The sequence below is a fragment of the Streptomyces sp. NPDC048057 genome (genome assembly GCF_040653095.1).
Taxonomy (GTDB): domain Bacteria; phylum Actinomycetota; class Actinomycetes; order Streptomycetales; family Streptomycetaceae; genus Streptomyces.
The window spans coordinates 18,190-40,637 of the sequence record NZ_JBEZNF010000001.1 but is presented as its reverse complement, the minus strand read 5'-3'; the positions used below and the strand labels follow the sequence as shown (position 1 = coordinate 40,637).

At 71.8% G+C, this 22,448-nt stretch carries 18 protein-coding genes and 1 pseudogene; 9 read left to right on the top strand and 10 right to left on the bottom strand.

Going from position 1 to position 22,448, the window contains the following annotated elements:
- Both AB0E05_RS00190 and AB0E05_RS00185 read left to right on the top strand, forming a co-directional pair.
- Positions 1 to 1,179: an alanine racemase gene (locus AB0E05_RS00190; protein WP_361956212.1), complete on the top strand. Its 1,179-nt coding sequence runs from the start codon at positions 1 to 3 to the stop codon at positions 1,177 to 1,179.
- The gene (locus AB0E05_RS00185) at positions 1,176 to 2,354 is read left to right on the top strand and encodes a phosphopentomutase (protein WP_361956209.1); all 1,179 of its coding nucleotides are present in this window, start codon (positions 1,176 to 1,178) and stop codon (positions 2,352 to 2,354) included. The genes AB0E05_RS00190 and AB0E05_RS00185 overlap by 4 nt, the downstream gene beginning before the upstream one ends.
- A 10-nt stretch (positions 2,355 to 2,364) precedes the next feature.
- On the opposite strand, the gene AB0E05_RS00180 is transcribed toward AB0E05_RS00185, so the two are convergent.
- Together AB0E05_RS00180 and AB0E05_RS00175 are read right to left on the bottom strand one after the other, a co-directional pair.
- Positions 2,365 to 2,634 (bottom strand): DUF2087 domain-containing protein, encoded by a 270-nt coding sequence (locus AB0E05_RS00180; protein ID WP_361956206.1) that lies wholly within the window; start codon positions 2,632 to 2,634, stop codon positions 2,365 to 2,367.
- An 85-nt stretch (positions 2,635 to 2,719) separates the two neighbouring features.
- A complete protein-coding gene (locus tag AB0E05_RS00175; protein ID WP_361956203.1) occupies positions 2,720 to 3,043 on the bottom strand; it encodes a hypothetical protein in 324 nt (107 codons plus the stop codon).
- Positions 3,044 to 3,355: 312 nt separating this feature from the next.
- Here AB0E05_RS00175 and AB0E05_RS00170 point away from each other — a divergent pair, with 312 nt between their 5' ends.
- The gene (locus AB0E05_RS00170; protein ID WP_361956200.1) at positions 3,356 to 3,916 is read left to right on the top strand and encodes a GNAT family N-acetyltransferase; all 561 of its coding nucleotides are present in this window, start codon (positions 3,356 to 3,358) and stop codon (positions 3,914 to 3,916) included.
- A gap of 46 nt (positions 3,917 to 3,962) precedes the next feature.
- Here the strand turns inward: AB0E05_RS00170 and AB0E05_RS00165 are convergent, their stop codons facing one another.
- On the bottom strand, positions 3,963 to 4,205 hold the full coding sequence (locus tag AB0E05_RS00165; RefSeq protein ID WP_361956197.1) for a hypothetical protein: 243 nt from the start codon (positions 4,203 to 4,205) through the stop codon (positions 3,963 to 3,965).
- 1,060 nt (positions 4,206 to 5,265) lie between these two features.
- On the opposite strand from AB0E05_RS00165, the gene AB0E05_RS00160 reads away from it, so the two are divergent.
- Positions 5,266 to 6,303, top strand: coding sequence for a tetratricopeptide repeat protein (locus tag AB0E05_RS00160; protein WP_361956194.1), 1,038 nt, complete (start codon positions 5,266 to 5,268; stop codon positions 6,301 to 6,303).
- Between the two features lie 62 nt (positions 6,304 to 6,365).
- Positions 6,366 to 6,790 (top strand): annotated as a pseudogene (locus AB0E05_RS00155) (hypothetical protein).
- 40 nt (positions 6,791 to 6,830) lie between these two features.
- Here AB0E05_RS00155 and AB0E05_RS00150 read toward each other — a convergent pair.
- Positions 6,831 to 7,250, bottom strand: coding sequence for a hypothetical protein (locus tag AB0E05_RS00150; RefSeq protein ID WP_361956191.1), 420 nt, complete (start codon positions 7,248 to 7,250; stop codon positions 6,831 to 6,833).
- Between the two features lie 232 nt (positions 7,251 to 7,482).
- Between AB0E05_RS00150 and AB0E05_RS00145 the strand changes: the two genes are divergently transcribed.
- Positions 7,483 to 7,926 (top strand): GNAT family N-acetyltransferase, encoded by a 444-nt coding sequence (locus tag AB0E05_RS00145; protein ID WP_361957215.1) that lies wholly within the window; start codon positions 7,483 to 7,485, stop codon positions 7,924 to 7,926.
- A 158-nt stretch (positions 7,927 to 8,084) separates the two neighbouring features.
- On the opposite strand, the gene lysS is transcribed toward AB0E05_RS00145, so the two are convergent.
- Entirely contained in the window at positions 8,085 to 9,821 is a 1,737-nt protein-coding gene (lysS, locus tag AB0E05_RS00140) for a lysine--tRNA ligase (RefSeq protein WP_361956188.1), read from the bottom strand.
- 212 nt (positions 9,822 to 10,033) lie between these two features.
- On the opposite strand from lysS, the gene argS reads away from it, so the two are divergent.
- Positions 10,034 to 11,812 (top strand): arginine--tRNA ligase, encoded by a 1,779-nt coding sequence (gene argS / locus AB0E05_RS00135; protein ID WP_361956185.1) that lies wholly within the window; start codon positions 10,034 to 10,036, stop codon positions 11,810 to 11,812.
- A 143-nt stretch (positions 11,813 to 11,955) separates the two neighbouring features.
- On the opposite strand, the gene add is transcribed toward argS, so the two are convergent.
- From add to AB0E05_RS00115, 4 genes are all read right to left on the bottom strand, one after another.
- The gene (add, locus tag AB0E05_RS00130) at positions 11,956 to 12,921 is read right to left on the bottom strand and encodes an adenosine deaminase (RefSeq protein WP_361956182.1); all 966 of its coding nucleotides are present in this window, start codon (positions 12,919 to 12,921) and stop codon (positions 11,956 to 11,958) included.
- Between the two features lie 76 nt (positions 12,922 to 12,997).
- The gene (locus AB0E05_RS00125; RefSeq protein WP_361956179.1) at positions 12,998 to 14,188 is read right to left on the bottom strand and encodes an adenosylhomocysteinase; all 1,191 of its coding nucleotides are present in this window, start codon (positions 14,186 to 14,188) and stop codon (positions 12,998 to 13,000) included.
- A gap of 318 nt (positions 14,189 to 14,506) precedes the next feature.
- Complete coding sequence (locus tag AB0E05_RS00120; RefSeq protein ID WP_361956176.1) at positions 14,507 to 18,727, bottom strand: glycosyl hydrolase family 18 protein; 4,221 nt, start codon at positions 18,725 to 18,727, stop codon at positions 14,507 to 14,509.
- A 123-nt stretch (positions 18,728 to 18,850) separates the two neighbouring features.
- A complete protein-coding gene (locus AB0E05_RS00115) occupies positions 18,851 to 19,120 on the bottom strand; it encodes a DUF1876 domain-containing protein (protein WP_361956173.1) in 270 nt (89 codons plus the stop codon).
- A gap of 184 nt (positions 19,121 to 19,304) precedes the next feature.
- Between AB0E05_RS00115 and AB0E05_RS00110 the strand changes: the two genes are divergently transcribed.
- Positions 19,305 to 20,198, top strand: coding sequence for an NAD(P)-binding domain-containing protein (locus tag AB0E05_RS00110; RefSeq protein ID WP_361956170.1), 894 nt, complete (start codon positions 19,305 to 19,307; stop codon positions 20,196 to 20,198).
- Between the two features lie 298 nt (positions 20,199 to 20,496).
- The gene (locus AB0E05_RS00105; RefSeq protein ID WP_361956167.1) at positions 20,497 to 21,414 is read left to right on the top strand and encodes a chitinase; all 918 of its coding nucleotides are present in this window, start codon (positions 20,497 to 20,499) and stop codon (positions 21,412 to 21,414) included.
- 102 nt (positions 21,415 to 21,516) lie between these two features.
- On the opposite strand, the gene AB0E05_RS00100 is transcribed toward AB0E05_RS00105, so the two are convergent.
- Positions 21,517 to 22,380 carry an NAD(P)H-binding protein gene (locus AB0E05_RS00100; protein ID WP_361956164.1) on the bottom strand — a complete coding sequence of 288 codons (864 nt, stop codon included), beginning with the start codon at positions 22,378 to 22,380 and terminating at the stop codon, positions 21,517 to 21,519.
- Positions 22,381 to 22,448: the final 68 nt, after the last annotated feature.

Genomic DNA, 22,448 nt, shown 5'->3' with positions numbered 1-22,448 from the left:
GTGTTCCTCGACACCGTCATCGCCCGCAACCCCGAGCTGGTCGACGTCGCGGCCACCCTCCATGAACGGGGCGCGATCCCGCCCGACACGTACGTCGTCGACCGCGACGCCGTCGCCGCGAACGCCGCCCTGCTCGCCGCCGAGGCGGACCGGCTCGGCCTGACCCTGTGGTTCGTCGTCAAACAGCTCGGCCGCAACCCGGAGCTGATCCGGGCGATCGCCCGCCACATCCCCGCGTACGCCGCCATCGACGCCGGCGAGGCCCGCACCCTGCACGCCACCGGCGCCGCCCGCCCCGGCAACCTCGGCCACCTGGTGCAGATCCCGCACCGCGCCCTGCCCGAACTGCTGGCCTGGCGCCCGGAGACGGTCACCGTGTACGACGCGGCCAACGCGCGCGCCGTGTCGGACGCCGCCGTGGACCTCGGGCTCGTCCAGGACGTCCTCGTCCGCATCGAGAGCGCACCCGGCGCCGGCTACCCCGGGCAGGAGGGCGGCGTACCGCTTCCCGCACTGGACGCCTTCGCCGCCGAAGCCGAAGCGCTGCCCGGCATCCGCATCGCGGGCGTCACCGCCTTCCCCTGCCTGCTGTGCGACCCGACGACCGGCGCCCCGCACCCCACCCCCAATCTGACCCTGGCGATCCGGGCCCGGCAGGCACTGGCCGCCCGCGGCCACCACGGGCTGAAGCTCAGCGCCCCCAGCGCCACCTCCGTCGCCGCCCTGCCGCTGCTCGCCGAACACGGCGTCACCCACGCCGAACCGGGCCACGCGCTGACCGGCACGACCCCGCTGCACGCCGTCGATCCGCACCAGCCGGAGAAGCCGGCGTACGTGTACGTCACCGAGGTTGCCCACACCCTCGCCGACGGCCGCCCCGCCCTCTTCGGCGGCGGCTTCTACCCACGGGCCCGCATCGACAGCGCGCTGCTGCCGCGCACCGGCCAGCGGCTGCACGTCGCCGACGCGCCCGCCGAGAACATCGACTACTACCGGCTGCTCGACGCCCCGCCGCCGCAGGCGCCCGCGCCGCGGATCGGCGACACCGCGGTGCTCTCCTTCCGCACCCAGATCTTCGTCACCCGCTCGACGGTCGCCGTCGTCGCCGGACTGTCGTCCGGCGCACCGCGCCTGACCGGCCTGTACGACGCGCAGGGCCGCGCCCTGGAGACCCCGTGACGGTCATCGTGCTGGTCATCGACGGTTTCGGCATCGGCGCGATGCCGGACGCCGGCGCCCTGCGCCCCGGCGACGTCCGCGCCGACACCTGCGGCCACGTCCTGGACTCCCGCCCGTTGCGGCTGCCGGCGTTCGGCGCCCTCGGCCTCGGCCTGGTCCGCCCGCACGCCTCGCTGGCGTCGGCCACCCCGCTCGGCGTCCGCGTCGGCCGCGCCGCCCTCGGCTACGCCGGCGCCGACACGTACGCCGGTCACCAGACCATGATGGGCGCGGACTTCGGCCGCGTCGCGCTCGCCCGGCTCGCGGACCACGTACCGCAGGTCACCGCGGCGCTGACGGCCGCCGGCCACCGGGTCGCCGAGCCCCGCCCCGGGGTGCTCCTCGTCGACGGCCGCGTCCTCGTCCACGACAACCTGGAAGCGGATCCGGGCGTGAACTGGAACGCGTCCGGCCGGCTCGCGGACGTCTCCTTCGACGGCGTGCTGTCGGTGGCCCGCACCGTGCGCTCGATCGCCCCGGTCGCCCGGGTCATCGCCGTCGCCGGCCACTCCCCTGAGCCGCTGACGGCGTACGTACGGGACGGCGACGGCGGCACCGTCGGCCTGGACACGCCCGCGTCCGGCTTCTACCGCGGCGGCGACCTCGCCGTGCGCCACCTGGGCGCCCCGCTGGACCACACCCGCCAACTCCCCGACGTCGCCGCCCGCGCCGGCGTCCCCGTCACCCTGGTCGGCAAGGCCGCGGACATCCTGGCCTGCGACGCGGCGGTACGGCGCCCCGCGGTGGCGACCGCCGACGTCCTCGACCACACGGCGAAGGCCGCCCGGGAAGGCGGCCTTGTCGTCGCGAACGTCCAGGAGACCGACCTCGCCGGCCACCAGCAGGACACCGCCCGCTACGCCCGACTGCTGGAACAAGTCGACGCGGGCCTGGCCGAACTGATCCCGGCGCTGGCCCCCGGGGACCGGCTGATCGTCACCGGCGACCACGGCAACGACCCGACGATCGGCCACGCGTACCACACGCGCGAGTACGTCCCCGTCCTCGTCCACGCCCCGGAGTCCCGAGACGTCGAACTCCTTTCGGACGCACCGTCGTTGGCGGACGTGGGCGCAACGGCGGCGGTCGCCCTGGGCCTGAACCCCGGGGCGCTGGCCGCGGGCCGCGCGCTGTAGCCGGCGTGCTTCAGGCCGCCCGCCAGTACGTGCACCCGTCCCGATGCCGCCGCAGCTTCCCGGCCTCCACCAGGTCCCGCCGCAACAGCGCGTAGTCGTCGTACACGGCCGACAGCCGCTCGTTGACCTCCGCCTCCCCGTACTCGGCGTCCGCCTCGAACAGCGTCTCCGCGAGGTGCGTCAGCAACTGCTCCCGCCGCGCCGCCTTCCGCGGCATGGTGACCAGCCGCCCCTGGGAGAAGAGGTCCTGCACGTCGCGTCGTCGTGGTGTCTCGTCCATCCGGCGACCCTCCCCCGCCCGCCGCGATCAGGGCAACGCGTTTTCGGAGCCGCCCGCCCGTCGGCCGGGCGGCTCCGCCCTCACCTCAGGGAAGGACCCGCACCGACTGCGGCCCTCCGCCGTAGGCCAACGCACGGCCCGGAGCCAGGTCCGTCACCCTGGTGTTGCAGTTCGTACCGAGATAGACGCGTACCGTCTTGTTCGTCTCGTTGGACACCAGGCTGGCCCGGATCTGGAGGGTGAGGCAGACGTTGTCGGGTGGGTTGTCGATCCGGAACTCGTCACCGTCGATGTTGAAGTACCGAATCGCCCCGGTGGCGGCCTCAGCGCTGCCGGACAGTCCGGTGACCAACACGGCGACCATCCCGGCGGCGAGTCCGACCTTGCGCAGGCGAGCGAGTACGGGCATGAGGAGACCCCTTTCCTTCGCGGAAGCCCCCGCGACGTGACGCGGGGGCTTTGTCCGCAGAGTCCTCCCGCCCCGGCCGCGCCCAGAAGTGGTGCGGCACGCGAATACCTCGGGTGGGTGAAGTAGTCACGCAATCTCATTTCCCGGCATGCGCCCCAGGCCACGCGCGCGTGCGACGCGGAGCGGCGCGCAGCCGCCGCGCAGGGGGCGGGCCGGGCGGCGCCCGTCCGGCCTGGATGCGCACCGACGGGAAGCCCTGCGAACCGTCCCAACCGGTCGATGGCACCGCGCTCCGTGGGTAGGGTCCCGAGCATGCATCCCGTTCGCCGCACCGGACCGCGCCTCGCCCTTCGTGAGCTGGAACCCGGCGACGTGGAGGCGGTGTTCGCGATCTACGGCAGCCCCGAGGCGACCCACCACCTCAGCTTCGAGCCCCGCACCCGCGACCAGGTCGCGGCGATCGTGGCACGGTCCATGGCGTCCGCCCTCGCGGACCCGCGCTCCGAACACGCGCTCGCCGTCGTCGAGCGGGCGGGCGGCGACCTCGTCGGCTTCGGCCGGCTCGCCGCCGACCCGCACCAGCAGCGGGCCGCCACCTTCGGCTTCGCCCTTCGTCCGGACGTCTGGGGAAGGGGCTACGGAGTCGAGACCGTACGGCTCCTCCTCGGCTTCGGGTTCGAGGAGTTGGGACTGCACCGGGTCTGGGGTGCCCGTTCACCACGGAACGAGGCGTCCGCCGCGACGATGGCCGCCGCCGGGTTGGTGGAGGAGGGCCGGATCCGCGAACACGTCCACAAGGCCGGTAGCTGGCGGGACTCCGTCGTCCACGCCATGCTCGACCGCGAGTGGCGGGCCGCGGGGCGGGGGGTGTGAGCGCGCCCGCGCTCTGTGCCGGGGGTACGCCGGGTGTCGGTGCCGGTCATGGTGGGTGTGGGGTCTGCTTGCCGGCTTCAAGCCGGCGTTCGGTGAGGCGGTAGATCCCGAGGGGCGGGAAGAGTTCGACGCGTACCGGGTTGCCCTCGGTGGCGCAGGTGTCGCACAGCAGGTCCCGGACGCCGGGTGCGGTGCGGATCGTGGTGACGCGCTGGCGCCAGCACGCCTCGCACGTCGTGACGTCGGTCGCGGTCAGCCTGGCGGCGCCGGCGGGGGTCAGGGTCAGCATGTGGTGCTCCTCCAGGTGGGAGGCCCCGGCCCTGTCGCGGGGGATCGGAAACCAGGGCCGGGGCCGGTCGGACCCGTGTGCCAGCGCGATGGCCCCTTGCCCGTGCGCCGACACACGGAGATCAAACGCTGTGCCGCGGCTTACGCCCCGTGTACATGAGCAGCGTCCTGACGAACTCGGCCAAGAGCAGCAGCTCCTCATCAACGCGTACGCCGGGCTCGACCCCGATCGCCGCCTTCCGCGCACTCGCGACACAGGCCAGCACGTGCTGCCCGTACCACTCGCCGCTCAGACTGCGCGTACGCCTCAGCAGGTACGACCAGCATGGCGATGTGCGCCCGCAACCGATCCCGGAGCGCTTCAACAGCAGCGCTCGGCGGCCGGCTCAGACACACCGCACCCGCGAGACGTACGTCACGGGTCACGTCCACCAGACTCACGCGCGGGCTCACCGGACCCTCCGCGCACAGCGCGGGCAGGTGCACAGCGGGAACTTCATCGGCTCGGCCGGCACGTCCTTCCCCGCCACCACACAGACCTCACGCTCCACCGGCCACCGCGTCCCATCCACACCGACGCGATACACCCGCATCGTCATCGCGGGCACGGGTCCTCGATCGGGGCTCACTTGGTCAGTCACACCTGCACTCCTCTCCCTCCCGCTGAGCGGGGTGGAATGCAGTCAAGTCCCTGACGGCGGTTCCGGGGAGGACCCACGATGTAACCCCGTGTAGTCCTCCGTAACCCATGAATCGGGAGGAGCCTCATGACCGACTCAGGCCCGCCCCTCGCGGACCTCATCCGCCAGGCATGCGCAGACCGAGGCTGGGGCCCCTCCAAACTCGCCCGCGAACTGGGCGTCGCCGCTGGGCGGGGCCCGGGAGGCATGACCCGGCAGTACGCACGCAAGCTTCTCAGCGGAGACCGTGTTCCCGGCCCTCAGTGGCGGTCCACCGTGATCCGCGTACTGGAGCTGAACTTGCACAGGGCACCTATGGGAGAGCCCGCCGGCGTGCAGATCGATACGGTGGCCTCAGTGCTGGCTCTCGGGAGGAGTGACGTGGATCGTCGGAGCTTCCTGACCGTCTCGGGCGGCGCCCTCGCCTTCCTCGGAGTGCCGGACGCCGAAGCGATCACCCGCCGCGTCCACACCGCGTCCCCCGACGCCGTTCGAGTCGGGCAAGGGGAAGTCGCAGCCATCCAGACCATGGTGAAAGCACTGGGCGACAGCGCGGCCGAATACGGCGGAGGCCACGTGCGGAGCCTCGCCGTGCGGTACCTCACCGACAACGTCGGACCGTGGCTCCACGGCCAGTACACCGAGCCCATCGGGCGGGCACTGTACGCGGCAACGAGCCAACTCGTGCACCTCATCGGCTGGATGGCCAGCGACGAAGGCGCCGACTCCCACACTCAGGCTCTAGCACGGCACTACTACGCACACGCCTGCCGACTCGCCGACGAAGCCGGTGAACCCGAGCTGGCGGCAACGGCACTCCGCGGGATGGCCGTCCAGGCGATCGCCCTCGGCCCCCGACACCGAGCCGAAGCAGTCGCCCTGGCAGACCGGGCCATGGGGTACGCCCAACATCTCAGCGACCCGCGAGCAGTGGCCTACTACCAGTCGACCCTCGCCGACGCGGCTGCGCTTGACGGCGACCACCGCCGGGCGACCAACGTCCTGTCCGCGTCCCAAACGCAGATCGAGCGGACCGCCAGCGCTCCGGCCGGCGAGTCGTGGGCGTCGCACTTCTCCATCGGTCGATGGGCGCACGCCTCCGGGATGACCCTGGCCCGCATGGGCGACCTCGAAGGCGCACAGACCCAGCTCGATCAAGCGCTGTCCGTCCACGGGCTCAACCGACGCCGCACCCGCGCCAACGTGCTCGGCGACCTCGGTGAGATCCGCCTGAGACAGGGCGACTTCGACGGCGCGCTGGAGGCGTGGACGGAGTTCCTGGACTGCGCCGAGGGCATCAGATCCTCCCGGGTCCGCGACGCCGCGGAGGACATGCAGATCCGCCTGGCCAGGTACCCCGGGGACGCACACGCACGCGACCTCTCAGCCCGGGCCGGACGGCTACTCACCCTGTCGTGACGTCTCAATGACGGACGGACACCACAGTCGCTGCACCAGGGAGTCACCGCGTGAAGGACGACATGACCACTGTGACCCTCGGCGTCGTCGTACTGACCATGGGCGACCGCGAGTCCGAACTGCACGCCCTCCTGGAATCCGTGGCCGCGCAAGAAGGCGACCCCGCCACCGTCGTCGTACTCGGGCAGGGCACCAAGCTGCCCCGACTCCCCACCGGGACGCACGGCGTCGAACTCCCGGAGAACCTCGGCGTCCCCGGCCGCAACCGCGTCTGACTCGCCAAACGCCACCTACCCGCATTCCTGGTGCCCCTGTACCTGACCACATGGGCTGCGTACACCATCAAACAGAGCCACCACTGAGCGGGCTCACAGCATGGTGGGCCGGCTTCCTCGAAGGACTGCGCGTCCCCTGCCCACCCAGGAGACCCATCCAATGGCGCACGGTCTGGCGCGTGACCCGACTGGGACGACCACCAGTGATCTGACCCGCGCTCAGCCCGCACCGCGCAGGAGCTGTGCGCCTGCTCACGGCGCGGGTGCCCCGCTCACCCGCCGCTGGCAAGCCGTCGGCCCGACGTCGAGCAGGGCCCACACCCGGCGCCCGTCCGGCGCCGCGTCCGTGCCGCAAGAAAGCACGCCGTTGATGGTGCCAATGCGGCGAAGGACCGCGGCTTGGTCGTCGGCGGGGGTGCCGGCGCGGTGGCTGAGGGCTGCGATCGCCGCCACCGCGGCCTCGTCGGCGACGTGGACGCTGACGCGCCGGCCGCCGTCGGCAACGGCAGAACCGACGAGGAGCGTCACGACCGCGGCCACGCTGTCGCCGTCGGGTCGATAGCCCCAGTCCCGGAGGGTTTCCGCCACGCGCCGGACCGCCGTCGCGGTCACCCAGGCGCCGGTCTCGGCCGGGAGGCTGAAAGTGGAAGCTCTCCGGTTGCGGATCTGCATGCGCGGACGCGACCGCACGGCCGGGGGCGCCTGCTCGTCGGGGCGCGGCAGTTCAGGAGGGCGCTTCGGAGGCGGAGGCGTCCGCGGCGGGTACGTGGGCGGCAGCCTCGGGCCCTTTGCTTCCATGCGCATCACCTTCGAGCGGCGCTCGGCCGGGCGCAATCCTCCGCACGGGTACCGTCGAGCACCGGAGTTCGACCGGGCCTTCCTCGAACGGGGGACCACGGGCGCCGTGGGTAGGTCCCGGGCATGCAGACCATCCACCGGTCCGGTCCGGCCCCGCCTCGCCCTGCGCGAGCTGCAACCCGACGACGTGAACGGGGTGTTCGCGATCTACGGGAGTCCCGAGGCGACCTTGCACGTCAGCTTCGAGCCGCGCAGCCGCGAGCAGGTCGGGGCGATCGTGGCGCGGTCCATCGCGTCGGCGTCCGCCGACCCACGGAGCGAGTACGCGCTCGGCGTCGTCGAGAAGGAGGGCGGCGGGCTCGTCGGGTTCGGGCGGCTCGCCGCCGACCCGCACCAGCAGCGGGGCGCCACGTTCGGGTTCGCCCTGCACCCGGACGTGTGGGGCCGGGGGCGGATCGGGGAGCACGTGCACAAGGGCGGTCGCTGGCGGGACTCCGTCGTCCACGCCGTGCTCGACCGCGAGTGGGAGCGGGCCGTGCAGGGGCGGTGAGCGTCAGCTGGGAACGACGCGCGGCGGCGGAGCCGCCGCGTGCAGAAGGGTCGGGGGACGGAGTCCCCCGACCCCCACGGGGCGGGCGGGAAGGGCCCGCGCCACGGGGGCCTCGGCAGCGGAGCCGCCGCGCAAAGCCGAAGCCCCAGCAGCGGCTCTTACACCGTCACCAGCTTGCGCACCCGCTCCGCGCCCACCGCCAGCAGCAGCGTCGGCAGGCGCGGGCCCGTCTCCCGCGTCACCAGCAGCCGGTACAGCAGCGCGAAGAACTCGCGCTGGGCCACCTTCAGCTCCGGCGTCGGCTTCGCCTCCGGATCCAGGCCGGCCATGACCTTCGGGACGCCGTACACCAGGGTCGTCAGGCCCTCCAGGGACCAGTGGGTGTCCAGGCCGTCCAGCAGCAGCCGCAGGGACTCACGGCCCTCGTCGTCCAGGGACGACAGCAGGTCCTTGTCCGGCTCGTCGCGCACGACCGTGCGCGCGTCCGCCGGGACCTGGGTGGTGATCCAGTTCTCCGCGCGGTCCAGCCGGGGCCGGACCTCGTCCAGCGAGGCGACCGGGTTCGCCGGGTCCAGCTCGCTGAGGATGCGGATCGTCTGCTCGTCGTGGCCGCCGGTGATGTCGACGACGGACGCCAGCGTCCGGTACGGCATCGGCCGCGGCGTGGTCGGCAGCTCGCCGGCCGCGGTGCGCACCGCGCGCCCGTACGCCGCCGCGTCCGCCGGCAGCACGGACCCGTCGGCCACCTTCGCGCCGAGCTTGTCCCACTCGTCGTACAGCCGCTGGATCTCCTGGTCGAAGGCGATCTTGAACGCCTGGTTCGGGCGGCGCCGCGCGTACAGCCAGCGCAGCAGCGGCGCCTCCATGATCTTCAGCGCGTCGCCCGGGGTCGGCACGCCGCCCTTGGAGGACGACATCTTCGCCATGCCGCTGATGCCCACGAAGGCGTACATCGGGCCGATGGGCCGCTCGCCGCCGAAGATCGGGCAGATGAACTCGCCGACCTGGAAGGAGGAGCCGGGCGAGGAGTGGTCGACGCCGGAGGGCTCGAAGACGACGCCCTCGTACGCCCAGCGCATCGGCCAGTCGACCTTCCACACCAGCTTGCCGCGGTCGAACTCGCTCAGCCGCACCGTTTCGGTGAAGCCGCACGCGCCGCACCGGTACGTCAGCTCGGTGGTCTCGTCGTCGTACCCGGTGACCACGGTCAGGTCGCGCCCGCAGCCGCCGCAGTACGGCTTGTACGGGAAGTAGCCGGCCGAACCCGTTCCGTCGTCCTCGGCGGCGGCGCCGGAGCCCTCCGCCGCCTCCAGCTCCGCCTCGTCGACCGGCTTCTGCGACTGCTTCTGCTTCGCGGGCGCCTTCTTCGTGCGGTAGCGGCCGAGGATCTCGTCGATGTCGGCGCGGTGCTTCATCGCGTGCAGCACCTGCTGGCGGTACGCGCCGGAGGTGTACATCTCGGTCTGGCTGATGCCCTCGAACTCGACGCCCAGCTCCGCGAGGGACTCGACCAGCGCCGCCTTGAAGTGCTCGGCCCAGTTCGGGTACGGGGAGCCCTCGGGCGCCAGCACCGACGTCAGGGGGCGGCCGATGTGCTCGGCCCACGCCTCCGGGTCGACGCCGGGCACGCCGGCGGGCACCTTGCGGTAGCGGTCGTAGTCGTCCCAGGAGATCAGGTGCCGCACCTCGTACCCGCGGCGCCGGATCTCGTCCGCGACCAGGTGCGGGGTCATGACCTCGCGGAGATTGCCCAGGTGGACGGGGCCGGATGGGGAGATGCCGGACGCGACGACGATCCGTTTGCCCGGCGCACGCCGCTCCGACTCCGCGATGACCTCGTCTGCGAAACGGGAGACCCAGTCGGTCTCGGTGCTGCTCTGAGCCACGGTCGGCACGTCCTTCTTCCTCGTTCGGATCACACCATTGTCCCAGACGGAAGGTCCCCCTCCGGGGTTGCCTGGCGCAAGCCGATAACGCACCCCGTCACGGAGCGCCGGTTAACCGGCGGAAAGGGCGCCCCTGCCCGTGGGACACTTGACGACCGGAACACCATCCGTCCGGATCCGCTCGAATCCCAGTCCGCTCGAATCCCAGAAACGGCAATTCCATGGCCTCGGTCCCCTCCCTCGCGTCGAATGTGCAGCAGCGCCTCGCGGACGCCCTCACGGCAGCCCTGCCGGAGGCCGGTTCCGCAGACCCGCTGCTGCGACGTAGCGACCGGGCCGACTTCCAGGCCAACGGGATCCTGGCGCTCGCCAAGCAGCTCAAGGGCAATCCGCGGGACCTGGCGATGCGGGTCGTGGCCGCACTGCCGGTCGACGGCGGCGACCTGCTGCGGGAGGTCGAGGTCTCCGGCCCCGGCTTCCTGAACATCACCGTCTCGGACGCCGCGATCGTACGGACCCTGGCCGCGCGCGCCGCCGACGACCGCCTCGGCGTCCCCCACGCGCCCGCCCCGGGCACCACGGTGATCGACTACGCACAGCCGAACGTCGCCAAGGAGATGCACGTCGGCCATCTGCGCTCGGCCGTGATCGGCGCGGCGATGGTCGAGATCCTGGAGTTCACCGGCGAGCAGGTGGTCCGGCGCCACCACATCGGCGACTGGGGCACCCAGTTCGGCATGCTCATCCAGTACCTGCTGGAGCACCCGCACGAGCTGGACCACGAGCACGCCGAGGGCGAGCAGGCCGGCGAAGAGGCGATGTCCTCGCTGAACCGGCTGTACAAGGCGTCCCGGAAGCTCTTCGACGCCGACGAGGAGTTCAAGGCGCGCTCGCGGGACCGGGTCGTGGCCCTCCAGTCCGGTGACCCCGAGACCCTGGCGCTGTGGCAGCGGTTCGTCGACGAGTCGAAGATCTACTTCTACTCCGTCTTCGACAAGCTGGACATGGAGATCCAGGACCCCGACATCGTCGGCGAGTCCGGCTACAACGACATGCTGGCGGAGACCTGCCGGATCCTGGAGGAGACCGGGGTCGCGGTCCGCTCGGACGGCGCGCTGTGCGTGTTCTTCGACGACGTGAAGGGCCCTGACGGCAACCCCACGCCGCTGATCGTGCAGAAGGCGAACGGCGGCTTCGGCTACGCGGCGACCGACCTGTCCGCGATCCGCGACCGGGTGCAGAAGCTGGGCGCGTCCACCCTGCTGTACGTGGTCGACGCCCGCCAGGCGCTGCACTTCAAGATGGTCTTCGAGACGGCCCGCCGGGCCGGCTGGCTGAACGACGAGGTGACCGCCGTCCAGCTCGCCTTCGGCACGGTGCTGGGCGCCGACGGCAAGCCGTTCAAGACCCGGGAGGGCGAGACCGTCCGGCTGGTGGACCTGCTGGACGAGGCCGTCGAGCGCGCCACGGCCGTGGTGCGGGAGAAGGCCGAGAAGGTCGGGCTGAGCGAGCAGGAGATCGGCGAGAACGGCCGGTACGTCGGCATCGGCGCGATCAAGTACGCCGACCTGTCGACGTCCGCCGTGCGGGACTACAAGTTCGACCTGGACCAGATGGTCTCGCTGAACGGCGACACGTCCGTGTACCTCCAGTACGCGTACGCCCGGATCCGCTCCATCCTGCGCAAGGCGGGCGAGGTCCGGCCGGTCGCGCACCCGGAGCTGGAGCTGCACCCGGCCGAGCGGGCGCTGGGGCTGCACCTGGACCAGTTCGGCGAGGTGATCGCCGAGGTCGCCGCCTCGTACGAGCCGCACAAGCTGGCCGCGTACCTGTACCAGCTCGCCTCGCACCTGACGACGTTCTACGACAAGTGCCAGGTCCTCAGCTCCGAGAACCCCCCGGAGCTGGTGGAGAACCGCCTCTTCCTGGTCGACCTGACCGGCCGCACGCTCCACCAGGGCATGGCCCTCCTGGGCATCCGCACCCCCGAACGCCTCTAGGCGCCCTGCGTCTGCCGCGGTTCCCGCGGGGTGCGTTGGTCTCCGCGGCCCGGTGGTGGGCTTGTCGCGCAGTTCCCCGCGCCCCTAAATACCTCCGCCTCGGCCCGCAGACAAAGGCGGAGGGCCCGCCGGATTGCGTGGGGCTACGCAGCCAGCGACCTGCCGTGAGGGGTGAACGCCGCTGTCGCCGCGTGGTGGGCGACGGTGCGGACGTCGGCGTCGCTGAGGCCGGCCTCAACCGCCGCCTTGTGGTACTCCGCAGACGTACGCGTCGCGCTGACCGTCGGGTTGTCGGTGTTGAGGGTGACCGGCACGCCGGACCTCAGGAGCAGCCGGACGGGGTGCTCGCGCAGGCTGGGGGCCGCCCGGGTGTGGACGTTGCTGGTGAGGGCGAGTTCGAGAGTGACGCCGTCCTCCGCGAGCTTCCGCATCAGCGCGGGGTCCTCCGCGGAGCGGACCCCGTGGCCGATGCGGTCGGGGCGGAGCGCGGTCAGCGCCGCCCAGACGCTCTCCGGTCCGGCGGCCTCGCCTCCGTGGATGGTGACGTGCAGCCCCGCGTCCCGGGCGCGGGCGAACGCGGGGGCGAACAGGTCGGGCGGGTAGCCCGCCTCGTCACCCGCGAGGTCGACGCCGCAGAAGTGGTGTGCCCGGCTGAGGATGCTGTCCATCTGGCTCCCCGCGGAGTCCGGGCCGAGGTCGCGCACGAGGATCCCGATGAGGCCCACGGGCAGGCCGAAGTCGGCGGAGGCCCGGCGAATCGCCTCCGACACCACGTCGATGACGTCGACGGGGTCGAGCCCGGTCTGGCTGTGGATGAACCAGGGGCTGAAGCGGAGTTCGACGTAGTCGAGGCCGTCGTTGAAGCAGTCCTCGACGGCCTGACGGGAGATCAGCGCCCAGTCCTCCAGCGCGCGTGCGGTGGAGCAGGCGACGTCGATGTGGCGCAGGTAGTCCAGCAGACCGGTCGTTGCCGACGGGTCGGTGACGACGACCCGGCCCAACGGGCGCTGCTCGGCGGCGAGCCAGTGGTCGTGCCGTCGGGCGAGGTCCAGGGCGGTGGAGGGGCGGATGGAGCCCTCCAGATGACGGTGCAGGTCGATCAGGGTCATGTGGGTGTCCTCTTGCTCTTGAAGAGTGTGGTTCTCGAAGCGTGTTGGTGTCGAAGCCCGTGATGCCGCGGGAGCGTCAGCGCCGTCCGCTGCGGTCCGAGCCGCTCAACAGGTCCACCAGGTCGGACGCGATGCGCTGCTCGATGTGCGTCGGGACGGACTGGACCCCGGCGGCCAGGTCACCGGTGCACACCGCGGCGAGGCTGCGCGCCTGGAGGGTCAGCCCCAGGTCCATGGCCTGGATGGGGTTGCCGTTCGCCGCGGTGAGGTTGAGCATCCGGCCGTCGTCCAGCAGGACGACCTCGCGGCCGTCGGCCAGCACGTGTCCGCGCCGCCGGGACGTGTCCCCGTACTCGACCGTGCGCAGCGTGCTCGCCGTCAGGGCGTCGCGGTCCAGCTCCCACGGGAAGTGGCCGACGCCCGCCAGGACGGTGCCGTCGGGCAGGGCGTCGAGCTCGGCGGTGCCGATCACCCCGGGATGGCCGGTCGCCATGAAGACGACCTGGGCGTCGGAGACGACATCGACGGACGAGCCCACGCGATGGCCGCTCATGATCGCGTGCAGCGCCCTGATGGGGTCGATCTCGCAGACCGCGACCCGGGCGCCCAGGTGGGCGAGGGTGTCGGCGACGCCCTTGCCGCACGGCCCGTAGCCGAACACGGCGGCGCGCACGCCCGGGATCATCAGGTTGGCCGCGTTCATCAGCCCCTGCACCACGGTCTGGCCGACCCCGAACTCGTTCTCCACCAGGAGTTTCAGCGCGGAGTCGTTGATCACCACGATGGGTTTGCCGGTCTGGTCGGGGCTCTGGCGCAACCGCAGTCCGCCCGTCGTGGTCTCCTCGGTGCCGCCGGCGTATCCGGCGGGGGCTCCGGTCGCGGCGAGGGCCAGGGTCAGGTCGCCGCCGTTGTCCAGCGTCAGGTCGGGGTCGCACGCCAGGACGTCGGCGATGTTCCGTGCGTGGTCGGCTTCGTCGTCGCCGCGCCGGCCGAAGACGGCCACGCCCTCGCCGCGCAGGGCGTCGGCCACGTCGTCGTGGGTCGTTCCGGGCGAGCCGGTGAGGGAGATCCGGGTGCCGGCTCGTGCGAGCAGCGTCACGAGGGCGGCCGTTTTGGGCTCGATGTGCAGGCACATGGCCAGCCGTTTGCCGGCGAGCACCGGCGCCAGTTCCTCGACGGCCCGTGCCGTCAGCGGCATGTGCTTGATGGCCCAGTTGACGTCGGGGTGGGGCAGACGGAGATCCGCCCCGGAAGGGGTTCCGGGCATGACGGAAGGTCCTCATTTTCGGGTGACAGCGGGCGCGTGGCCGACGGATGCCCGGTGTGGTCGCAGGCGGAAGCGGCCGGCCACGGCAGGGATGAGGAGGAAGGGCCCGCTCAGCGGGCGCGGCTGCTGTCAGCCGTAGAAGTCACACCGGTAGGAGTGGTCGCCGAAGACCGGCACCACTACCTCACTCCGATGAAGGGACATGCGGCCAAGGTAACCGGTGGGCGTGCCGGAGGGAAGATCCGGACCGGGATCCCCGGACGACGAGGGCCCGGGCCTCCCCCACGGGGGAGGCCCGGGCCCTGCGCGTGTCCGGGCTCAGCCCACCGGGCCGAGCTTCGTCCACGGGTTCTTCGGATCGGCCGCGTCCGGCCGGTTGCCCTTCGTCCAGAACTTCGCCCGCCAGTAGGAGCCGCCGTACGAGACGACGGTACGGGTGGCTCCGCTCGGGTCGCCGGCGACGAGCTTGCTGCCGGCCGTGGCGGCGCTGTTCCTCGGCTCCAGGACGTGCCCGTTCGCGGCGAGCAGCCCGTGGGGCTTGCCGTCGGCGGGGATGCCGGCGACCGGCGCGCCCTTGTCGTCGGTGAACCGCCACGACTGGCCCGTACTGCCGTCGCAGTCCTTCACGGACAGCTCGGCGAGCCGGCTGTCGGCGCCCAGGCACTGGGCGCGTCCGCCGCTGGCGGAGGTGATGGTGAAGCGGCCGGTGGCGCCGTCGGGGGCGATGTTCCACACCTGGTTCCTGTTGCCGTCCTGCGAGCCGACCAGGTGGGAGGTGGTCCAGGTGCCGGGGCGGTCGAGCACCAGGGAGCTGTTGACGTCCTGGACCTTCCAGCCGCCGTCGACCTTCCACAACTGGAAGGGCGCCCACGCCGGGTTGTACGTGCGCGCCGCGTCCCACGCCTCCGCCCGGCAGGCGGGTCCGCCGCCGGCCGTCGGGGGCTCGACGGTCTCGGTGCCCTTGCGGCGGTCCTGGGTGAGGCCGTACGTGGCGTCCCCGATCTTCATCGTGAAGTTCGCGGGCCCGGTGACCGGCAGGAAGTACTTGAGCCCGATGTCCCGGGTGCCGCCCGCCGGCACGCCCTCGCAGTAGCCGAGCTTGAGGGTGACCCGGTGGAAGTCACCCTTCAGGCCGCCCGCGTTGGGCCCGGTGTGGCCGGGCTTGACGGCGTCCTTCAGCTCCTGCCAGGTGTCGTCCTTCAGCAGCGGCGGGGCGCTGGTCGGGATGTCGAAGGACAGCTCGGTACCGGCCGGCAGGGGCTTGCCGCTGTTGTTGGTGATCCGCAGCTTGGGCTGCTGCGGCCACAGGTCCTTCTCGCCGGTCGGGTAGTCGGCGAACTCCACCGACACGTCCACGACCTGTGCGGGCGGTTTGACGGCACCGGCCCGCTCGTTGGCGTAGCCGCCGGCGCCGCTGAGGCCGCTGGAGATCCGGGTGGTCAGGTCGTGGCCCATGCCGTACGTGCCGTCGGGCCCGCGCGTCAGGTCGCCGCCCAGCTCCCACATCATCACGCCGCCGATGCCCCGCTCCCGTACGTAGCGCACCTTGGCGTCCACGGTCTGCTCGTCCTCGGCGGTGAGGAACACCTTCTTCTCCGCGTTCCACAGCCAGCTCGCGCCGAGCGCCGCGCTGTGCTTGCGCTGGTAGGTCCCGGTGAGCCGGTTCGCCGGCTGGTCGGGGTCGAGGCCGTACGCGCCCAGGTAGCGGGGCGCGGTGCCGTTCTGGAGGTTGCGGGCGTGCCACAGCGGGTTGGAGCCGGCGGCGACCTCGCGGCCCCGGCTGGTGTCGTGCCAGAGGTTGTCGATGCCGACGGCGCCGTTGCCGCAGGGGCTGCGGGTGCCGGTGCCGGGCTGGCACTGCCCCTGGTCGGGCAGCGGCGCGGTGCCCCACAGCCCGTCGGTACCGCCCTGCACGTCGCGCCAGCCGCGGGTGTAGTACGGGACGCCGAGGTTGATCCGGCCGGGCTGGAGCGCGCCCCGGTAGTAGTGGTAGGCCCAGTCGACGTTGAAGTAGCCCGTCCTGCCGTACTCGGGGTTCTTCGCGTCGTCGTACACGCCGGCGGCGGCGAGTTCGGCGTCCTTGCCGTCGTCGTACAGCGGTGCCTGCGGGCCGACGTACTGGTTCCAGGAGCCGTGCAGGTCGTACGTCATGACGTTGACGAAGTCCTGGTAGGCGAGGGCCACCCCGCCGTCGTGGCCGCGGACCAGGTGGCCGGAGGCGGACGCGGCGGACGTCAGCAGGTAGTACCGGCCGCGGGCGTCGCCGGCGCGGTCCAGCTTCTCGCGCAGGGTCTTCATCAGCGCGTTGTAGCCGGCCTGGAGGCCCTTGCGGCGCGGGTTGGCGAGCGCCCAGTCGTCCGGGTTGCCGCTGTCGGGCATCGCCGTGGGGTACTCGTAGTCGATGTCGACGCCGTCGAAGGCGGCCCCGTAGCGGTCGAGGAAGGCCACGACGGAGTCGGCGAAGGTGTCGATGCCGGCCTGGTTCACGCTGCCGTCGGCGTTCGTCGTCATGGCGTAGAAGCCCTTGGTGTCGGACCAACCGCCCACCGCGATCAGCGGTTTCACCTGCGGATGCCGCTTCTTGTACTTGGCCAGCTGGTTGAAGTGGCCCTTGTACGGCAGCCCGGGGTCCATCTCGGCGCCGTCGACGCCCGGCCAGGTCAGGCCGGTGGCGGGGTTGTTCGCGGCCCCTTCGTCCCCGACGGAGATCCGGTCGCCCTCGACGCGCGCGAAGGCGTAGTTGATGTGGGTGACCTTCGACCAGGGGATGTTCTTGACCAGGTAGCGCGGTTTGCCGTCGGTGCCGTTGCGGGTGGCGTTGAAGTAGCCGACCACGCGCCGGTCGGTGCCGTTGCCACCCAGCCACTCGCGGCCGTCGGCGCCGTACACGTCGCAGTAGCGGGCGTCGGTGCCGGCGGTGGGGGTCATGCCTTCGGGGCGGCACCCGGCGTGCGGGACGCCGGCGGCCGGCTTGGGGCCGCGGCGGTCGGGCGCGGTGTCGAAGGGGTCGCCGACGGGGGCGGCCGGGTCGGGCTGTTGCCCGTCGCCGGGCGCGGGCTGCGCCTGGTACCAGTACGCGTTCATCTTCTGGATCTGCGGGAAGAGGTCCCCGTCCTTGTACTGGTCGACGGCGACGAAGTTCGGCTTGCGGCGGGCGGCCGTGGTGCACACGCCTTCGGCGCGCTGCGTCATCTTCTGGTTGTCGGTGGTGTACGTCGGGGCCATCGGCACGTCGCGGAAGTGGTTCATGAAGAACAGCGGCCGGAAGTTCCCCGAAGGACGGGTGCCCAGCGGGCGCTCGCTCCAGCGCGAGTAGCAGGCCCAGTCGGAGTTGCCGAGCCCGAGCCCCATGCTCCAGTGGTTCTCCACCCGCCAGCGCTTGTCGGCGAGGAAGCCGATGGCCTCACGGTTGTTCTCCTTGGCGACCTGTCCGGAGAAGACCAGCAGCCGCTTGTTCTTCGCGACCATGTCCTTCAGCAGCGGCCAGCCGTTGACGTGGACGTTCCAGCCCTGTTTGAGGGCGGGGTCGGCGACGACGGCGTCGTCCGGGACGAACAGCAGGTCACGGATGCCCGGCACCAGGTCGAGGCCGTGCTTGGTGTAGTCGTCGTTCGTCAGGGAGCCCTGGTCCTCGATGAAGATCGAAACGATCTCGCCGGGGTTGGCGTCCAGGAACTCCTTCACCGTCTTCAGCATGCCGTCGAGGGTGTTGGTCGGGGTGACCACGCCGCCGCAGCCGCCGCCGTGGCACAGCGGAATGCGCCCGTCGACGACGGTCCTGTTGACGTCCGGCATCAGCGCCCGCACGCCGTCGGCGAGTTGGCGCTTCATCGAGTGCGGCTGGTTGGGCGCGAGGGTGTCGTACCCGTCCTCGGTGTTGATCATCGCGTTGTGCGCGGTCAGGTACGTCATGTGCTCCAGCGTCCGCCGGTCCTTCGGCGGCACGGGCTGGCGCGGCCAGTCGACGGGGGTGAAGAGCCAGGTGGCGGGGTCCGTGCCCGAAGCACCCAGGGCGAGGTCGGCGACCTTGTTGCTCTTGCTGATCGGCTTGGTGCTGGTCAGATGGCGGTCGGCGCCCGGCTCCTTGATCCAGTGGCCGTCGCCGCCGACGGAGCGCACGTCCCAGACCGCGCCCGCGCCGGCGCAGTCGCCCGCAACCAGTTCGGGCTCCCGCACCAGGCAGTTCGACGGCAGTTCCGTGTTGCGCAGCCGGTGGCCGCCGGAGACCTCCTCCAGGGTCCAGGACTGGTGCCGGTCGTCCCCCTGGGGCGCCGCGCTCTCGATCGGCCAGGCGCCCAACGACGCCTTGGTGATGCCCAACTGGCCGCCGTTGTGGACGTTCTGGATGCGGACGGCCTTGCCGACGGGGAGGGCGGCGGCGGCCGGCTCGGGCGGAGCGGGGGCGGCCGAGGCCGCACCCGCTCCCGCCGCACCCGTCTCGACGAGGAGCGCGGCGGCGAGCAGCAGCCCGCGCCATCGGTGCCGGGCGCGCTGCCCGCGTGCCGTGCGTCTGTCGCGTCTTGGTCGCTGGTGCGTCACGTCGTGACGTCTCCTTCACCGGTTCGTGGCCGGTGCGCCCCGGTTCGGGGCGCACCCGCCCGAACGGTGCGTCAAAGACGTCTGCGACGGATCAACGACCGATCAACGCGCGCGCATCAGGGCTCAGCCCAGCGGGTACGAAGTGCGCCCGGACGCGTCGTCGATCTCGTGGTGCGCCTTCTGCAGGAGCTGCGACGCGATGTCCATCAGCGCGCGGGCGCCGGCGATCTCCTCGCCGACCCGCAGCTGCGGCGAGTCCGTGGGATGGCGTTGCGCATGGCCGTGCCCGCGGACCTCCGTACCGTCACTGAGCCGCACCATCGCGGCGGCCCGGGTGCGGTCGCCGTCCTCCCGGAACTCCATCTCGACGTGCCATCCGACGAGTGTCTGCATGGCGGATCACCTCCAGCGGTCCCACCTCCAGGGTGCGCCGCGGGCGCCGGATGCGCACCCTGTTACCCACCTTCCGGTAAGTACCTCACTTAAAAGTCCGTACTTGTGAAGGTTTGAACCACCCCAGAGGATGAAGGTCGCCGGCCGGAACTTGATCACCCCTTCCTTTCCAAGGAGCACCTCCATGTCTGCGTCTCCCACGCCCACGTCCCCGAAGCCCGCCGTGTCCGTCCTCGGCCTCGGCATGATGGGCACGGCGCTGGCCGCCGCGTTCCTGGATGCCGGCCACCCGGTCACCGTGTGGAACCGCACCGCGGCCAAGACGGGCCCGCTGGTCGCCCAGGGCGCCACCCCGGCCGCGACCCCCGCCGACGCGATCGCCGCCAGCGAGCTGGTCGTCTTCTGCCTGATGGTGAACGACAACGTCCGCGAGGTCCTGGACACGGCGCCGGAGCTGCTCAAGGGCCGTACGGTCGCCAACCTCACCAACGGCACCCCGGCGCAGTCCCGCGAGCTGGCCGCCTGGGCCGCGGTGCACGGCGTGCGCTATCTGGACGGCGGCATCATGGCCGTGCCCCAGATGATCGCCGGCCCGCACGCGTACGTCTTCTACAGCGGTGACAAGGAGGCGTTCGCCGAGCACGAGGAGACCTTCCGGGTCCTGGGCGGCGCCCGGTACGTGGGCGAGGACGCCGGCTTCGCGTCGCTGTACGACTTCGCCTTGCTGATCGGCATGTACGGGATGAACATCGGCGTGCTGCACTCGCTGGCGCTGGCCCGCTCGGCCGGCATCCCGGCGAAGGACATCGCGGGTCCGGTGCAGGAGTGGGTCACGGCGATGGCGGGCGCGCTGCCCACCTGGGCCGAGGAACTGGACTCCGGCGAGCACGTCACCAACGTCTCCAGCATCGCGGTCAACCACGCCGCACTGCCGAACCTGATGAACACCCTGGCCGGCCAGGGCGTCTCCACGGAGTTCTTCCAGCCGCTGACGGCGCTGCTGGAGGAGGCGATGGCCGCGGGCCACAGCGCGGACAGCCAGTCCCGGCTGGCCGTGCTGCTCTCCGCGAACGGATGATTCCAGGCACCAACCTGTCTGCTGACCCCTCGAACGGGGAGCGGGGACCGCTCGACGCGGCCCCCGCTCCCCGTTTTTCCGACCGTCAACCCACCCGTTCCATAGGTGAGTTGACGGACCAAATGCACAACCGCGATCCCCTCGGACAATCACCGTCATCGAATGGTCTATACCTTGACGCGGGCGGGACAACACGGTTCAGTGTGAGCACCACCCCCCACCACGGCAGCCCAGGACACCCCCCACGAGCCCCCACGCTCCGCTCCGGGCCCCGCCGTTGACGCACGAAGGAGGACTCGTGCTCACACTGCGCACGCGAGAGCGCGTCAAGGCACTCGTCGTTGCCCTCGCCGCAGCCACCGGACTCGCCGCGGCGAGTCTCGTGCCGACCGCGTCCCCCGCAGCGGCTGCGGACGAGAAGTGCACCAACGCCCCCAACTGGCAGCAAGGCGCGTCGTACTCCGCCGGCAACGTTGTCAAGTACCGGGACGGGAAGTACTACATCGCGGAACACGACAACCCGGGATACGACCCCACCGTGAGCACCTGGTACTGGGACCCGTACAACTGCAACGGCGGCGGCACCCCGAACCCGGGTGACTTCGTCGTGAGCGAGGCCCAGTTCAACCAGATGTTCCCGAACCGGAACTCGTTCTACACGTACTCCGGCCTGAAGGCCGCGCTCAGCGCCTACCCGGGCTTCGCGAACACCGGCAGCGCCACGGTGAAGAAGCAGGAGGCCGCGGCGTTCCTCGCGAACGTCAGCCACGAGACCGGCGGCCTGGTCCACATCGTGGAGCAGAACCAGGCCAACTACCCGCACTACTGCGACCGGACGCAGCCCTACGGCTGCCCGGCCGGCCAGGCGGCGTACTACGGGCGCGGGCCGATCCAGCTCAGCTGGAACTTCAACTACAAGGCCGCGGGCGACGCCCTGGGCATCGACCTGCTGAACAACCCCTGGCAGGTCCAGAACAACGCGGCCGTGGCCTGGAAGACGGCCCTGTGGTACTGGAACACCCAGAGCGGACCGGGCACGATGACGGGCCACTCCGCGATGGTGAACCAGCGCGGCTTCGGCGAGACGATCCGCTCCATCAACGGCACGCTGGAGTGCAACGGCGGCAACCCGGCACAGGTCCAGAGCCGGGTGAACAAGTACACCCAGTTCACCGGGATCCTCGGGGTGCCGACCGGTAGCAACCTGTACTGCTGAGTGAGGCAGCGGCGGCCAGCCGCCGCACGCCACCACGAACGCCGCGGGCCGGGGACGATCTCCCCGGCCCGCGGTGCGCGTGCACCCGCCCTTCGCCCGCGGTCAGCGGAAGTCGGCCGCGTGGTCCCGCGCCCACTCGGCGAAGGTGCGCCCCGGCTCGCCGATGGCGTCCTTCAGGCTGGTGAGCTCCCCGTAGCCGGAGATGTCGAACTCCGCCGCGTCGGCATCCACCGGCTGGCCGTCGTAGTCGGTGAAGCCGAGCATGAAGTCCGCCACCTCGGGCGGGAAGCCGCCCTCCGTGACGTAGCGCTCCCGCGCCTCCTCCCGGCCCACCTCCACCAGCGCGACCTCCTCGCCGAGCGCCGCCGCGATGGCCGCCGCCTGCTCCCGCCGGCTGATCGTCTCGGGGCCGTGCAGGGTGTACGCCGCGCCCGCGTGGCCGTCCTCCAGCAGTGCGGCGACCGCCACGTCCGCGATGTCGCGCTCGTGCACCGGCGCCCAGGCGGAGTCCGGGAAGGGCTCCCGCACCAGCCGCTCCGCCCGGACGGACGCCCCCCACAGCGCGATCTTGTTGCCCATGAACTCGCCCGGGCGCACATGCGTCCACTCAAGACCCGACTCCTCCACCGCGCGCTCCACCGGAGCGTGGTGGGTGGTGTCGGAGCCGTCCGCCGCGGCGGCGGAGGACAGCACGACGACGCGCCGCACCCCCGCCTCCTTCGCCAGGGCCACGACCTCGCCCACCGTGTCCGGGTGCGGGAAGAGGTACATCCGCCCCACCCCCGCCAGCGCCGGCCGCAGCGTCTCGGGCCGCGCCAGGTCGCCCGCCGCCACCTCCACGGCGTCGGGGAAGTCGGCCGCGGCCGGGTTCCGGGTCAACACCCGTACCTCCGCGCCGCGTTCCAGCAGCGCCCGCGTGACGTTCCGCCCCACGCTGCCGGTCGCCCCGGTCACCAGGATCTTCATGCCTCGCCCCTCCAAGCCGTCGTCGTACGCCGTACGCCATTGAGAGTACACCGTACGCACAGGGGTGG